This window comes from Candidatus Phycosocius bacilliformis (assembly GCF_003112735.1).
GTDB lineage: Bacteria > Pseudomonadota > Alphaproteobacteria > Caulobacterales > Aquidulcibacteraceae > Aquidulcibacter > Aquidulcibacter bacilliformis.
In genome coordinates, this window is the sequence record NZ_BFBR01000005.1 from 161751 (window position 1) to 176905 (window position 15155).

Consider the following 15155-nt stretch of genomic DNA (forward strand, 5'->3'; position numbering starts at 1 on the left):
TGAAAAATCTGAGCCAAGTCAGGTCAGCCATTTGGTGATCTGAGGGTAGAACGCATCAGCGCTGACTTTCCGTCGCCAGAGCTGCCATGGCCTGAAAATCGTCGAGGATAACGGCACGGGCATCATCATAAAGCGCGGCTGCAGTGCTGAAATCTGGCACCTCAAGCGCTTGGGCCAACGCCTGTTTCAGGCCAGTTGCCGCGCGCGCAGGATCAAAGTCTGAACCTGCAGCCACGGCCAAAAGCTGGCGAACAGTTTGCAAGACCTGTCCAGCCTGGATCAAGCGGCCTGCGGCCTCCCTGTCCATGCCGCCTTGATCGGCCACCGCGCGCAAAGCCTCCAGCGTGTTAGCCCGCACCACAGGCAAACCAGATCCAGCGCCCAAAAGCTGATGATATTGGGCGAGGAACTCAAGGTCGATAAGGCCACCGCGTTGCCGTTTCACATCCCACCCCCCGCGCACGGGATGGGCAGCAACCATTTTGTCGCGCATCGCCACGATGTCTCTGGCCAGCACAACAGGATCAGCCGGTCGTTTGAGAAGCTGGGCTGTCAACGCCGACAGCTCCGCCATCAGGCTTGCATCCCCCGCCACCGGACGCAGGCGGGTAAGAGCCTGAAACTCCCAGGTCCACGCCTCGCCCTGATAATAGCGCTCCATCGCCGACAAACGTACCGCAACTGGACCCGCCCGTCCTGATGGGCGCAATTGCATGTCCACCTCATAGAGGCTGCCTTCGGCGGTTTGGACCGATAAGGCCGACACCAGCCTTTGGGTCAGGCGTGTGTGCCATTGCTCTGCGCTGATCGGACGCCTGCCATCGGATTCAGCATGCTCATCGGCAACATCATAAACAATCATGAGATCAAGATCAGAGTCAGCCGCAAGCTCCTGCCCACCCAATTTGCCCCAAGCACACACCGCGACCCGCCCGGCCAACTGGCCATGCGCCTCAGCCAGTGCAGCCTTAGCCACCGGCAATAAGGCCGCAATCGTCGCCTCAGCCAAATCTGAATAGGCCAGACCCGCCTCGGCGGCGCTGGCCCGGCCATGCAAGATTTGAAAGCCGATACGGAACATTTCCTCCCGATGGATCCGCCGAACCACATCGAGTGCTTCTTCAAAGCCTTGCGCGCGCGCCAGACCAGATTGATAGACCCCGAGGCGTGATCCGGCTTCATCATGGGACAAGGGTGCTGAAAAGCGCGGCGATAACATGGCGTCAAGAATGGCAGGGCGTTGCGCCAGCACCGCGCCAAGCCGGGGCGCTAAAGCCAAAGTCGAGCAGGTTTCCTTCAAAATGAGCGGCTCGGCCTTGAACAAAGACAAGACCTGCACACCTGCCGGCAGGGCGGCGAAGAAGTCCTGAAACCGCGAAAAGCCGGTATCTGCCTCCCCCGTCGCGGCGATGGCTTGCAACAGGTCAGGTGTCAGTGCGGTCAAGAGCTCGCGCGCACGTGCAGTCCGGGTCGCGGGCACGTGGCCATGGTGCCAAGACCGTATGGTTCGGGCGATTTTGCCAGGCTCCGTGAAGCCCAAAGAAGCAATGGTCTCGATGGTTTCAGGATCATCTTCCACCCCGGTAAAGACCAGCGAGCCGAGTGGACTTGAGAGGGGTTTGCTGTCGGGAAACAGCTCGCGCACCCGGGTTCGCACCATCTCCCGGCAATCGCGCACCGCCCGATCCAAAGTGGTCAAATCGGCAAATCCAGCCAAAGCCGCTACTCTGGCGCGCCGATGAGGGTCGGCAGGCAATTTGTGGGTCTGCTCGTCATCAAGCATTTGGATCCGGTGTTCAATCCCACGCAGGAATTGATAGCCGCGAGTCAAATCATCCCGGGTTTGGGCGTCAATCCGCCCGGCAGCCACCAAACGATCCAGCGCCGTCACCGTCCCACGCACGCGCAAGCTCGGGTCGCGCCCACCAAGAATCAATTGCTGGGTCTGGGCAAAAAACTCGATCTCACGTATCCCGCCGCGTCCCAGCTTGACATCAAAAGCCGGGTCATCAAGGTCGGTGGATCGGCGCACGGCATGGATTTGGCGCAAGATGGATTGAACGTCATCAATCGCGGCAAAATCAAGGTTCTTGCGCCAGATAAAGGGTTGCAAATGGGCAAGTAGCGACTCGGCTGCCCGGAAGTCGCCCGCAATGGCGCGGGCTTTGATAAAGGCCGCCCGCTCCCAATTCTGCCCGACACTTTCATAATACACTTCTGCGGCCCGCATCGAGACGGCAACCGGCGTTGAGGCAGGATCGGGGCGTAGACGCCAATCAACCCGAAATACATAGCCATCGGGTGTGACATCCTCGAGAATGCGTGAAACAGCCTGGACATGGCGGACACAAATGCCGCTGGCAGCATCTTGATCTTCGGGGTCAAAGGCTTCGCGATCAAAGAAGGCGGCCAGATCAATATCGCTCGAATAATTGAGTTCATGGGCACCATGTTTGCCCATTGCAATGATGAACAAGCCCGGCACGGCGTCTGGATTCTTGAAACTGGCCGCGTCGCGGCTCGATGTCGTGCGGGCTGCCAGCACCATGGCTGCTTGGGTGGCCCGATCAGCCAGATTGGACAAGGACTGGGTGATCTGGTCCAAATTCACCTGCCCCGACAAATCCCCCACCGCACACGCCAAATGTGTGTCTGATTTAGCTTGGCGCAGCAGCGCCATGGCCTCATCCAGTCCGCAGGATTCAGCCTGGGCCATGCGGGTCTGACTGGCCGCCAGAATGGCCGCAAGCTGATCCGTGCGAAGCCCGTGGGCGGTATCGGGTCGACGCTGACACAATCGGGCTAAATAAGGGGAAGTCTGGCAGGCTTGCTCAAGGGCCTGAGCGGGAGAGCCAAGTGACTTGATCGCTTCCATCAGCTTGCCAACGGCAGGATAAGTCGCGCCTCAAGCCCCACCCCATCACCACGGGGTAAGCCATCTTCGAGGCTCAACCGGCCCCCATGTAGCTCAGCGATGGCCACGGCGAGGCTGAGCCCGATCCCCGACCCCGGCTGTGACCGTGCTGAATCAAGCCGAACAAAACGCTCAAGAACATGGTTGCGTTGCTCAACCGGAATCCCCGCCCCGCTGTCGGCAATGCAAATGGCCATGTCACGGCCTGACAAACGCTTAGCACTCAAGCGGATCTCCCCTTCGGGAGTGTATTTTACGGCATTGTCGAGCAGATTGGAAATTGACTGGGCCAAGAGGGATCGGTCAGCCTTGATGATGAGGTCAGGCTCGATATCTGCGGTAAAGGACAAGCCGGCTTCTTCGATGACGGGCTCGAACAAATCAGCCAATTGACCTACCAGCAGGCTGACATCGAGGGTTTCCAGCTTGCCGCCCTCCCCGGCTTCAAGGCGCGATAGTCGCAAAACGGCATTGAAGGTTGTCACAACTCCGTCGAGCTGGATCAAGGCATCCTCAATGGCATCGCGCAAATCTTCTGGAGAACTGGCTTTAGCCGCAGAGGCCTCCAAGCGCGCACGCAGGCGGGTGAGCGGCGAGCGCAGGTCATGGGCAATCGAATCCCCGGTCGTTCGCGCAGCCGTCACCAATCGTTCGATCCGCTCCAGCATGGCATTGAGGTCCTCGGTGAGGGCGTCAAACTCATCCCCATCTCCGGGCGCGATGGTGCGCACCGCGGCACGCCGCTGCAAGTCACCGGCCATCACTGCCCGGGTGGTCCGGGTCAATTCATCCACACGCCCGGCAGCTTGGCGCGCGGCCATAAGGCCGCCGACCACGGCAAAGGCCAATACCCCGGCTCCACCCAGCCAGATCACCCGCGCCACATAATCAGCAATCTGCACGCCCGGACCCAGATCTCGGGCAACAAATAGGCCAAAACCATCCGGCCCTGCCAGAAAGACCCCGCGTGCACGCCGTCGCTCAATCCTGCCAGTATCCACATCAGGACGTTCATAACTGAAACTGGTGGCGACAGCTTGGGCCGGGTTAAGTTGGCTGCCCGCCTCTGGCTTGTCGATTTGCGACAAGTCGAGAGGTACAGCATCGAGATTGCCGGAGAGGACCTTGCCATCGGGCTGGACCAGCACATAAAGCGTATCGCTGGCGCGGGCCGCGCGCTGGATCACAGCCATATTGAGACCGTCAATCGCCTCGGTCTGCCAGATGCTGGAAAGCTCAACCAAAACCTGACGGGCAGCCCGATCAGCCTCCAACCCAAGCCGCCCTACCGTGGTTGCATAGAGAAAACCCAGCAACAGCACGGCAAAGCCAGCAAACAGGCCTGCAAATGCCATAGCCACCCGAAACGAAGTGGTTCGCGTCAGCGACCTTAATGGCAAAAGCAGTTTCTTGAGCATCAAACCTAGGCTTCAAGCCGGTATCCAGCACCGCGCACAGTATGCAGCATGGGCTTGTCAAAATCGCGGTCAATCTTGGAACGCAGCCGCGAGACATGGACATCGATCACATTGGTCTGTGGATCAAAGTGATAATCCCACACTTTTTCCAACAGCATGGTGCGGGTCACCACTTGGTTGGCATTGCGCATGAGATATTCCAGCAAGCGGAATTCGCGGGGTTGGATGTCGATTTTGCGGCCCTCGCGACGCACAACGCGGGCGAGCAAATCCATCTCCAATTCTCCGACCTTGAGGTGGGTGGAGGCGGCCCCGCCTTCATGACGACGCCCCAATGCCTCAACCCGGGCGATCAGTTCACTGGCAGCATAAGGCTTTGCCAGATAATCATCACCGCCGGCCTTCAGACCTTCCACGCGATGTTCCACATCGCCCAGGGCGGACAGGAACAAAACCGGGGTGGCAATACCTGCAGTCCGCAGATCGGCTACGACGCTAAGCCCATCTTTTTTTGGCAGCATTCGATCGAACACCAGGACGTCAAACGCCCCGCCGCGCGCCATCATTTCCCCGGTCGGGCCATCTGCTGCCAGATCGACAACATGGCCCGCCTCTTCCAGTGCACGGCGCATATAGAGCGCCGTTTCACCAGCATCTTCAACAATCAAGACCCGCATGGCTTGCCCCCCTGGTCTGGAGTCGATCACTTCTTCGGTGCCGGATCACCACCGGCCGGCTTATTGTCGAGTGGCAAGGCGACAAAGCCGCCACCGCCGGTCTGGCTCTGAATGAACAGGCTGATGAAGGACCGGCCTGCCGAGCGGGCAGCTGCAAGCTCAGCATCAAGGTCAGCGGCAGAACGCAATTCCTTGCCATTGGCGGTCAGAATGGCATCGCCCGGGCGGATTCCCCGTTCGGCAGCCCGCGAGTCGGGATCGACATCCAAAATCAACACACCCGGTTCGGTGGGTTGCAGCCTTAGACGGGTGCGCGCTTGGGCGGACAAAGGCCCAACACTGAGACCCAGGCTGTTCAGTTGAGTTTCGCTTTCCTGATCACTGCGATCTCCACCCAGCGGATTATTCTGGTTCAATTGCGCCTCAGAAGGGCGGGCAGCGATGGTGACAGGCACGGTGCGGCGATTGCCATCTGCACCCAAAACTTCCAAGCGAACGACCGAGCCAACCGTGGTTTGGCCAACCCGGCGCGTGAGATCGCTTGAGCCCTCAATCTTCTGACCATTGAAGCTCAACACCAGATCACCCCGCTTCAAGCCCGCCTTGGCAGCTGGCGCGCCAGCGGTCACATTATTGATCAGGGCGCCCTTGGCGTCGGAGCTCAATCCAAAACTTTCCGCCATGTCGCGGTTCAAGTCCTGGATCACCACACCCAGCCAGCCATATGTGACTTTGCCTTGCTCGATAATCTGCTTGGTGGTGCGGTCTGCCAATTCAGACGGAATGGCAAAGCCGATCCCGACATTGCCACCCGAGCGCGAGAAGATCGCTGTATTGACCCCGATGACCCGGCCGCTCATGTCGAAGGTCGGACCACCTGAATTGCCCGGATTAATCGGCGCGTCGATCTGGATGAAATCAGCGATATTATTGCCTTCATTGCGGATATCGCGACCAAGCGCCGAGACAATGCCAGCTGTGGCGGTTCCACCGAGGCCGAAGGGATTGCCGATGGCAACAACCCAGTCGCCGACCCGCACCTTGGCCTCAGGCGCAAATTGCACGAAGGGGAAGTTATTACCTTCCACTTTCAACACAGCCAGATCGGTACGTTCGTCTCGACCCACAACAGTGGCTTTCAATTCACGGCCGTCTTTCAAAGTTGCCGTAATCTCACGCGCTTTTTCCACCACGTGATTATTGGTGACGATGTAACCTGAGGCCGTGATGAAAAAGCCCGAACCACCGCCGCGTTGCTCACGCGGGCGGGCTTGCCCGCGCTGGTTCGGCATTTGCTCGAAGAAGCGCCGCCATTGAGGTGGCAGACCTTCAAGATCGTCAGGCGATGGGCCTTCGGTCGGATCGGCAACTGCAACGACTTCCAGCGACACCACAGCAGGTGATACGCGCTCGACCAAGTCTGCAAAGCCGGGCAACATGGTTCCAGCTTTTGGCGCGACGGTGCGAATTTGCTGGGCGGAGGAAACAGCCGGTGACAAGATATGGCCGGCACCAAAGGCAGCCAGACCCAAAGCCACCGCAGCAGCCCCTGTGAGAACCGGGCGACGCAGAAAAGGTAACGGCTTCGGCTTCCCGCGTGTCGGCGCAGCGTGGGCTGCAACACCGTCATGTTGGGGGCCAGTACGAGGCGCTACGTCATCACCTTGGGTCTCAAAGGACATGAGTTTTTCTTCCTGCAGTCAACAAAGCCCGCCAGCCGGACCCTGCTCAGGAAATACTATGACAGGCCAAACATGGCCAGAACATGACTGAAACATTACAATGTTGTTAGAAGACCACCTGGGCGCATGACAAAGATGTCAGCTTGTCCCCTCAGTCGGGCTTTCGAGAGGTATCAAACTCTTGCAGGGCGGCTAAGGCAGCTGCATCGTCAATGTCAGAGGGCGCGGCCACCGCCGATATGCGCTGCCGACTGGCCAAATAAAGCCCCCATCCACCCAGTAGCAATAAGACCAAGGGTGCACCCCACAGCGCCAATGTGTCGAGCCCGACACGGGGTCGCAGCAACACGAACTCGCCATAACGTTCGGCAAAAAAGCGCCGCACTTGGTCATCACTATCACCGGCCGCAACCCGGGCCCGGATCGCCTTGCGCATATCCACCGCAATTTCGGCCGACGACAGGGCGACGGGCTCATTCTCACACACCACACAGCGGATCTCGCGCGCCAAGGCCTGCGCACGGGCCTCTTGAGCCGGATCTTGCAGCGGCGCTTCAACGGCGCTGGCGGGTATTGGGGCGGCCAAGATCAGGAGCGCACCCACAGCCAGGGCAAAGCAGACTTTCATCGTGCCCGCCGCCTTCATTCGGCTGCAACGCCGGCTGCTGCGCCGGGGCCAGCTTCGGCCCCAGGTGCATTGGGTACATTCTTTGACTTGGCAGGCTGAGGCGCTCCGATCCGCAGACGTCGGTCAGTCAAGCTGATGGCACCGCCCAGAGCCATCAGGAAAGCCCCCCCGAAAATGGCAATCACCAGCGGGTTCCAATAGAGCCGGACAGTCCACGCCATCCGACCGTTGATCTCAGCAGGATCACCCAATGCAGCATAGACATCCCCGCCTAGCGACGAGCGCAGCGCGACTTCGGTGGTCGGCATGCGGGCTGCGGGATAGAAGCGCCGCTCTGGCGACAGGATCAATTCAGCCCGGCCATCCTTGACCACCAAACGCGCGCGATCAGCATAATAATTGGGGCCTTCTTCAGCGGTAACAGCTTCCAATGTCACGGTCCGGCCGGCAAAGCGGGTGGACTCACCCAGACCCAGCGACGCGGTGTGTTCAATTCGGAAGGAGGTCTCAGAGACCGCACCCAGCACGAAAATGCCGATGCCCAGATGCGCCAAAGTCATGCCCCATGCAGCGCGCTGGAGGCCTTTGACCCGCTGCCAGACTTGCGGCCACGGCAATTTGCCAAATCGGACCCGATCGAGAAGTTCGGCTACAGACCCACAGACAAGCCATGTGCCAAGGCCAATCCCAATCGCTGCCAAAGCCTTGCCGCCCATCAAAGCCCAGCTCAAGGTCAAGGCGAGGGCTGTGATCAGCCCGGCCACCCAAAGCCGCTGGAGCACAGCAACAAGGTCCCCGCGCTTCCATGCCAGATAGGGCGCAATCGGCAGAGCAACAAGCACGAGCGCCATCAAGGGGGTGAAGGTCAGATTGAAATAGGGCGGACCGACCGATAATGCGCGCTTGAACACGGCTTCGCCCAACAAGGGGTAGAGGGTGCCGACCAAAACGGTCGCTGTTGCCACAGTCAGGAACAAATTGTTGAGGACCAAAGCGCCTTCTCGGCTGATCGGGGCAAACAGGCCGCGATCTGACCCCAGACTGGGGCCCCGCCAAGCAAACAGCGCAAGCGCACCACCCGTAAAGACTGCAAGGATCATCAGGATGATAAAGCCGCGCTCCGGGTCGAGTGCAAAGGCGTGAACCGACGTGAGCACACCAGACCGCACCAAGAAGGTACCAAGGAGGGAAAGAGAGAATGTAAGGATGGCCAGCAACACCGTCCAACTGGCCAGCGCGCCGCGCTTTTCTGTAACGATCGCAGAGTGCAACAGGGCTGCGCCCAATAGCCAAGGCATGAAGCTGGCATTCTCAACAGGGTCCCAGAACCACCAGCCACCCCAGCCTAATTCATAATAGGCCCAATAGGAGCCCAGCGCGATGCCAATGGTCAAAAAGGTCCAACTTGCAAGCGCCCATGGCCGCACCCAGCGCGCCCAAGCGGCATCGACGCGTCCTTCCAACAGGGCCGCCACCGCCAGCGAGAAAACCACCGAGGAGCCAACATAGCCCAGATAAAGGAAGGGGGGATGGGCCGCCAGCGACGGATCTTGCAACAATGGATTCAGGCCTGCGCCTTGCAGAGGCGCTGGATCGAGCCGGATGAAAGGGTTGGATGCAAAGGCCAGATAAGCCATCATCACGGCAGTCAACAGGCCCTGCACACCAACTGCACGCGCCCGCAAATCCCAGCGCAGCCCTTTGGAAGCATGCGCAAGCATCCAACCAAAACCGGCTGAAATCAAACACCACAGCACCATAGAGCCTTCATGGCTGCCCCAAGTACCCGCAATTTTATAGAGCATTGGCTTCAGCGTGTGGCTGTTGGTGGCCACATTCTCAACGGAGAAGTCAGACCGGATAAAGGCACTCATCAAGGCAAAAAAGGCAATCAAGATCGACAAAGTCGCCACATCAGTCGCCGCACGCGCCATCGCGGCAAAGCGACCATCGCGGGCGTGCCCGGCCCACAATCCTGTGCCAGCTTGGGCGAAACTGGCCAAAAGTGCGAGGAAGATGAAGAAGTGTCCGAGTTCTGCGATCATGAGTGATTATGTACCTCGCAAGGCCTCGGGTTCAACCTATTTGCGCTGTCATTCGACCATCATCTACGGCGCGGTCGACCCGACGTCGGGATTTAGTTCGGACTATTATGGATCGGCATGCCAACACCGGTCCCGATCGCAGAATTATTGCCAGCCCCATTGCTGGTTTGACTGACGGGCAGAGGTGCCTCGCGCCAACGACCCGTGGCTTTGAGCGAGTCTGCGACTTCCTTCGGCATGTAATTCTCATCATGCCGAGCCAAGATCGTGCGAGCTTCAAACGTATCTGCCGTTCTGAATTTGCCTTCTGCCACCACGCCCTGCCCTTCTCGGAACAAGTCTGGCAGCACACCGCGATAACTGACACGAATGTCAGCCGCCCCGTCGGTGACAACGAAATTCACCACCCCATCTTCGCTGCGCACAACCGTGCCCTTGGCCACAAGGCCACCAATGCGGGCCTGCGTACCGGCTTCTGGTTTCTTGGTCTTTGCGTCTGCAGGGGAATAGAAGAAAGAGGCGGTACCGCGCAATGCCAAGCTTGCAACCACCGTTGCACCGATCAGGACAACCCCTGCGGCGGAAATCAAAAGAAGGCGGCGGTCTCGTCTGCGCATGGCATTCACTCAGCTTTTCTCGACTCATACTGCTGTTGCACGCGCGTGCAAAGCAACCTTTCCCTCACATTCACTCACCTTTTCGGGATAACCTCAGGTGATGGCGAGCCGAACACAGGCGTCCCAGGTGGTGGCACACTCTTGAGCGCCATATCGTAAATGGCCGCCATTAACGGGTCCTTGCTGGACAAGGCTTGACCCGCTGACAAGACCTGCCGGGCTTGGTCAAACTTGCCCGTCATCAACAAGACGCGAGCCGCAGAAAGGCGCAAACCGGGGTCAGAGGGATTGGCTGTCAGCCGTTCAACTCGGCTGGCCACCATCGTCTCGATAAATGCCTTTTGCTCTTCCGGGCTGGCATTGGCCATTCCTGCCATCGGCCCAGCCCCACCAGCGGCGGCATCACTTGGTCCCCGGTCAAGTTGAGAGAGCACATCTGCGACGCGGAACACCAATTGTCGCTGGGCGTCTTTCTTGGCCGCATTAGCCACAAAAGCCTCCCGCCACGCCGACAAGGCTTCGGCCTTGCGGCCTGCCTGCCAGTCAGCCAACCCCAGATAAAAGCGGACATTGGCCGAACTGGGATCAAGTTTCAGGGCGGCTTCAAACGCCGCTTCAGCATCCGGGCCCACCACATCCCGGTTAAGCCGCATCAGAACAGCACCTGTCTCAGCGATGAGATCCGCATTGTTGGGGTCCCGGCGCAAGGCTGCCTGATAGGCACGCAAGGCATCTTGATCACGGCCTGCCCCACTCAAAACTTGAGCCATCAGCGCATGAGGTTTGGGGTCAGTTGGTACCTTGCGGGCCTGCTCCTGCAGGAGAAGCATGACCTCGTCTTCATTCAGCGTTTCAGGGGCGCGGGACAAAAGCTCCGCCTCACGTGCCGCAAAAGGCTGGTCTGCCTTGTGCGGCGAGCCGAAGAACAAATAAAGCCCACCAGCCCCCAAGGCGATGCTTGCTGCGACCGCTGTCAGCACAAATCGGTTAAGTCGGGGACCGTCTTGCAAAACCCGGTCTCGGGCTTGGACAAGACGGCGGCCAATTTCCAGCCGCCCGGCTTGTGCCGCCTCGGGGGAGATGCGGCCTTGCACAAGATCGCGTTCGACTTCGGCGATCTGATCTTGATAGACTTGCAGATCGGCCCGATCGGCTTCCAGCGACTGGCCGCGCGCACCTGCGCGCAACACCCACCACGCAGCCCCAACCAACGCCGCCAACAGCGCAAGCCAAAATGTTCCGGTTGAGAAGAGTGCTGGGATGTCGAACATGATGTTGGGCGACATGCACCCTCCCTCCCCTCGGTTCAAGGCTTCAAAGTGCAAATGCCGCAAAGTTGAGCGGTCACGCCAGCCATCACGGCAAGGGATCACGCCTCACCCAGTTTCAAGTTCGTCTCAGATGGAGGCATAGCAGGAACCTGCCCGCGCGGCTGCGATTAAGCGGCTTTGCGCAAGAAACCATTGATGCGGCGCTCAAATGCCTTGGCAGCCCCTGGTGTATCAACCGCCTCAATAATGGTGGCAGCGGCTTTGATCCAATCGCGCAGATGCGGCGAGGTCTCGCCCTCGCGGACAACCCGGATCAGGCCTTCACACACAGAGTCGATATGGGCGACAACCGCGCGGCTGGCATTATCGCGGAAGCCACCAAACCCGGCTAGCGGTGCCAAAAGACGTGTCGCTGTTAGGAAACGAACATGACATTCTGCAATCGCCAGTTTGTTTGGATCAATGGCGGCACCAAAACGGGGTTCAGCCAGCATGCCAGCATTTTTCTTGCGCACCATGTCCATCGGCAATGCCTGTTCAAGCGCTTTAACCGCCGTGTGACAAATGATTTCAAGCCGATAGCCAACGAGGCCACAGATTGCAGTCAATTCCGTCCGCCACGGTCCGTTGGGTGAGAGCACGCTGTCGCGCGTCATGCCATGGACAAGCTTATTGTGCCGATCAATGGCTGCGGCAACTTTGGGCACCTCGAAGGCGGCTCCCATCGAAGCCTGCTCAATCACCGCGCTTTCCCGGCGCAGCAGAGCAATGACACGTCGTCCGATGACTGAAAAATGTGTATTGTCCAGCTTGCGATCATCGGCCCCGCGTGACACGCGCTGCAGCACGCGAATGGCCTGATAGGGCTTTGGCAGGGTCGCCATGGTCAACAGCAAAAGTTCGGTTGCCACCAAAGGGCTCTCGGCTTCAGCGTCTTTGACTGCATAACCCAAACGTATGATGGATTGTTCATGCAGGTCACCGCGCAGCGATTGCACCCCATGCCAGAGCTCGCGGCCCAACTTTTCGGCGGCCAATAGAGCCGGCATGCGGCCCAGCACATGGGCAGTCTCGGCATTATCACCCAAAATGCTCAAGCGTTCGGGAGGCATATCCCCAATCGCTGCCAGCAATTCCGCCCGCATTTCGCGCGCGTGCTCTCGGGCCCGGCTCATATTGCCGTTCAGGCTGGCGGCTGTGCCCAGGGGTTCAAGCCGTCCAAAGGCATCGGGGGCCAATTGCCCTGAGATTACTTTCCACGCAGGACCCAATCCCTTTCGGGGAAGAGAACCCGGCGTCAGCTTAGAAAGTGGGCCATTCTCAAACAGGTTTTCAAATGGTTCGAAGAATAGACGGTCAAAACTCAAGACGCGGAAATGGCCAGCGCCGGTGGCAAAGCTGGACGAGATACCCGCTTCGCGCATGGCTTCGAGCAATTCCACCGTCGGAATGGACTGCACGCCTTGAACCTTCATTCGCTCCAGAAGCGCCCACAACTTGCTGGCCGTTGCGGGTGGTGTCGAGACCAGCAACGCCTTCAGGGCGGCAACCTTATCGTCGGTCAAAACGGTCATTGATGAATCTGAACCATTCGCTCTATGTCTTTGCCGCCAAACCATAAAGCTCGCGGCAATTTTCATGACATTAGCGAAAATGAGTTAACTGTAAGTTTGCGCGCCAGCTAATCATCCATAACTCGGGCATGTCATGATTTCAGTCAGAATATATCAATCGATCAGGGCCCATTACTAGCATGAGGAATGTCTTGTTTGATCACGATTTATTGGCTCGTGTCTGCTGCGGGTAATGTCAGACTGGCCCTGAGACCACCCAGCTCGGACCGATCCAACCGCAAACTGCCGCCATAGGCGCGGGCCAGTTCATCGCAAATCGACAATCCCAATCCAGAGCCAGGCAATGTTTCATCCAGCCGCGCACCGCGTTTGATGGCGGCAACCAGCGCCTCACCCTCTAGGCCCTCGCCATCATCCTCAATCAGGATTTCCAATTGACCGCCGGCTATGTGACGCGCCTGAATTTCCACCAGCCCCCCACCATATTTGCAGGCATTTTCTGCCAGATTGCCAATCAAATCCTCCAGATCTTCCTTCTCACCCCGGAAGACGAGGCCCGGCTCTTGGACGGCACTAATCTTCACACCCTCCTCGCGGAACAAGCGGGTAAGTGTGCGCACAACATCATCGATCACTGGGCCAACGAGGGTCCGTGCACCCAATGTTTCAGCCCGAGCCGCCGCTGAGGCGCGCTTGAGATAATGTTCCACTTGACGGGTCATGGCCTGAGTCTGACGGGCCACCAGATCTTCAAACTCACCCTCCCGATGCCGGGACTCTGTCAACAGAACTGAGAGTGGCGTCTTCAGGGCATGCGCCAAATTGCCAACATGGGTCCGGGCGCGCTCGACGACTTCTTGATTATGGCTGATCAACGCATTGATTTCATGCGCCAAAGGGGCCAATTCGCGCGGCGCGTCTTCATCCAGCCGGTCCCGGTCTCCATTGCGGATCATGACCAGCTCTCGCCCCATGCGACGCAAGGGTTCCAGCCCCAATTGCACCTGTAAGAAAATCGCCCCGAGCAGGCCGCCCGCCAGTGCTAACAACCCGATCGCAACCGCCAGACTGAAGCGGTCAATTGCGGCATTGGCATCGGCTGTATCGGCCCCCACCATCAATAGGGTCTGTCGATCATGACCAGGTAATTGCACAAGCCTGCCCGCCACACGCACCAATTGCTTATCGCGCGGCAACAAAATGGTCTGGGTGATACCTGGTTGGGCCAAGACCTGTTGGACAAGCACGTGGGGCGGTACAAATGGCTCATCCCAGACGGACCGAGAATTGACCCCAATGCCAACAACTCCGCCCTGGGCAGTCACATCCACCACGCGCCAGTAATGGCCTGAGAGTGGCCTGAAAAAACGCGGGTCAGTTGGGGGACGCGGCACCACAAGCCCCCCTGCCGCATCGGTTTCCACCGTAGCGGCCAAGGCATCGAGATTGACCGCCAACTCGCGATCAAAGGCCTCAAACACCGATTGGCGAAAAAAAGCAGACAATCCATAGCCGGTCGCCACCAAGACGAGTGTGGACCAAATGGCTGCAACAGCCACCAAGCGGCCAGCCAGAGAGCGTCGGTTTGTCACCCTTTAGCCGTCCCCGTCCCAGCATCAGGGTCCAGCAACTGATACCCCAAACCACGGACCGTGGCGATGCGATCTTGGCCAATTTTCTTACGCAAGCGGCCAACAAACACTTCAATCGTGTTGGAATCCCGATCAAAATCCTGATCATAAATATGTTCGATCAGTTCGCTGCGCGGCACCACACGTCCCGCATGATGCATCAGATAGGTGAGCAACCGCAATTCATGGCTGGTCAGTTTGACTGGATCACCGGCAACGGTCGCGCGTTGGGCGCGAGGGTCGAGGCGTAATTCACCGCATTCCAGCGCCGGTGTGGCATGGCCAGCGGCCCGGCGAACCAGGGCCCGCATCCGGGCCAGCAATTCTTCAACATGGAAGGGCTTGGTGAGATAATCATCGGCCCCAGCATCAAAGCCCGCAACCTTTTCACTCCAACGGTCCCGCGCGGTTAGGATCAAGACAGGCACCACTTTACCCGCTTTGCGCCAACGTTCCAGCACCGAGACCCCATCGATCTTAGGCAGACCCAGATCTAGAACAATGACGTCATAGGGTTCAGTCTCACCCAGAAAATGGCCTTCTTCGCCATCTGCAGCCACATCCACCGCATAGCCAGAATCCTGCAAAGCGCGCTCCAACTGGCGGCGCAAGTCAGGATCATCTTCGACGACGAGGCAGCGCATGGTCTTCTCCTTCACTCTGGGTGATCAAGTCATATCAACCCGTTCTGAGGTCAT

The 15155-nt window shown here is 58.8% G+C and carries 11 protein-coding genes; all 11 read right to left on the minus strand.

Annotated elements, in window-relative coordinates; all coding sequences use genetic code 11:
- Positions 1-55: 55 nt before the first annotated feature.
- Positions 56-2875 (minus strand): bifunctional [glutamine synthetase] adenylyltransferase/[glutamine synthetase]-adenylyl-L-tyrosine phosphorylase, encoded by a 2820-nt coding sequence (locus tag PbB2_RS09365; RefSeq protein WP_108985057.1) that lies wholly within the window; start codon positions 2873-2875, stop codon positions 56-58.
- Complete coding sequence (locus tag PbB2_RS09370) at positions 2875-4332, minus strand: sensor histidine kinase (RefSeq protein WP_108985058.1); 1458 nt, start codon at positions 4330-4332, stop codon at positions 2875-2877. The genes PbB2_RS09365 and PbB2_RS09370 overlap by 1 nt, the downstream gene beginning before the upstream one ends.
- A 5-nt stretch (positions 4333-4337) precedes the next feature.
- Positions 4338-5009: a response regulator transcription factor gene (locus tag PbB2_RS09375; protein WP_108985059.1), complete on the minus strand. Its 672-nt coding sequence runs from the start codon at positions 5007-5009 to the stop codon at positions 4338-4340.
- Positions 5010-5035: 26 nt separating this feature from the next.
- The gene (locus PbB2_RS09380; RefSeq protein ID WP_108985060.1) at positions 5036-6691 is read right to left on the minus strand and encodes a Do family serine endopeptidase; all 1656 of its coding nucleotides are present in this window, start codon (positions 6689-6691) and stop codon (positions 5036-5038) included.
- A gap of 151 nt (positions 6692-6842) precedes the next feature.
- The gene (locus PbB2_RS09385; protein ID WP_192576273.1) at positions 6843-7319 is read right to left on the minus strand and encodes a cytochrome c-type biogenesis protein; all 477 of its coding nucleotides are present in this window, start codon (positions 7317-7319) and stop codon (positions 6843-6845) included.
- 14 nt (positions 7320-7333) lie between these two features.
- Entirely contained in the window at positions 7334-9364 is a 2031-nt protein-coding gene (locus PbB2_RS09390; protein WP_108985062.1) for a heme lyase CcmF/NrfE family subunit, read from the minus strand.
- A gap of 92 nt (positions 9365-9456) precedes the next feature.
- Complete coding sequence (gene ccmE, locus PbB2_RS09395; RefSeq protein WP_108985063.1) at positions 9457-9981, minus strand: cytochrome c maturation protein CcmE; 525 nt, start codon at positions 9979-9981, stop codon at positions 9457-9459.
- 74 nt (positions 9982-10055) lie between these two features.
- The gene (gene ccmI / locus PbB2_RS09400) at positions 10056-11267 is read right to left on the minus strand and encodes a c-type cytochrome biogenesis protein CcmI (protein WP_108985064.1); all 1212 of its coding nucleotides are present in this window, start codon (positions 11265-11267) and stop codon (positions 10056-10058) included.
- A gap of 152 nt (positions 11268-11419) precedes the next feature.
- A complete protein-coding gene (locus PbB2_RS09405; protein ID WP_108985065.1) occupies positions 11420-12826 on the minus strand; it encodes a hypothetical protein in 1407 nt (468 codons plus the stop codon).
- A gap of 206 nt (positions 12827-13032) precedes the next feature.
- Positions 13033-14418, minus strand: coding sequence for an ATP-binding protein (locus tag PbB2_RS09410; RefSeq protein ID WP_108985066.1), 1386 nt, complete (start codon positions 14416-14418; stop codon positions 13033-13035).
- The gene (locus PbB2_RS09415; RefSeq protein WP_108985067.1) at positions 14415-15101 is read right to left on the minus strand and encodes a response regulator transcription factor; all 687 of its coding nucleotides are present in this window, start codon (positions 15099-15101) and stop codon (positions 14415-14417) included. The genes PbB2_RS09410 and PbB2_RS09415 overlap by 4 nt, the downstream gene beginning before the upstream one ends.
- Positions 15102-15155 lie beyond the last annotated feature (54 nt).

Coding starts and splice junctions, on each gene's coding strand:
- ccmI (WP_108985064.1), bottom strand. CDS start 11,267: ATGTCGCCCAACATCATGTTCGACATCCCAGCACTCTTCTCAACCGGA.
- PbB2_RS09415 (WP_108985067.1), bottom strand. CDS start 15,101: ATGCGCTGCCTCGTCGTCGAAGATGATCCTGACTTGCGCCGCCAGTTG.
- PbB2_RS09385 (WP_192576273.1), bottom strand. CDS start 7,319: ATGAAAGTCTGCTTTGCCCTGGCTGTGGGTGCGCTCCTGATCTTGGCC.
- PbB2_RS09380 (WP_108985060.1), bottom strand. CDS start 6,691: ATGTCCTTTGAGACCCAAGGTGATGACGTAGCGCCTCGTACTGGCCCC.
- PbB2_RS09405 (WP_108985065.1), bottom strand. CDS start 12,826: ATGACCGTTTTGACCGACGATAAGGTTGCCGCCCTGAAGGCGTTGCTG.
- PbB2_RS09365 (WP_108985057.1), bottom strand. CDS start 2,875: ATGGAAGCGATCAAGTCACTTGGCTCTCCCGCTCAGGCCCTTGAGCAA.
- PbB2_RS09390 (WP_108985062.1), bottom strand. CDS start 9,364: ATGATCGCAGAACTCGGACACTTCTTCATCTTCCTCGCACTTTTGGCC.
- PbB2_RS09370 (WP_108985058.1), bottom strand. CDS start 4,332: ATGCTCAAGAAACTGCTTTTGCCATTAAGGTCGCTGACGCGAACCACT.
- ccmE (WP_108985063.1), bottom strand. CDS start 9,981: ATGCGCAGACGAGACCGCCGCCTTCTTTTGATTTCCGCCGCAGGGGTT.
- PbB2_RS09375 (WP_108985059.1), bottom strand. CDS start 5,009: ATGCGGGTCTTGATTGTTGAAGATGCTGGTGAAACGGCGCTCTATATG.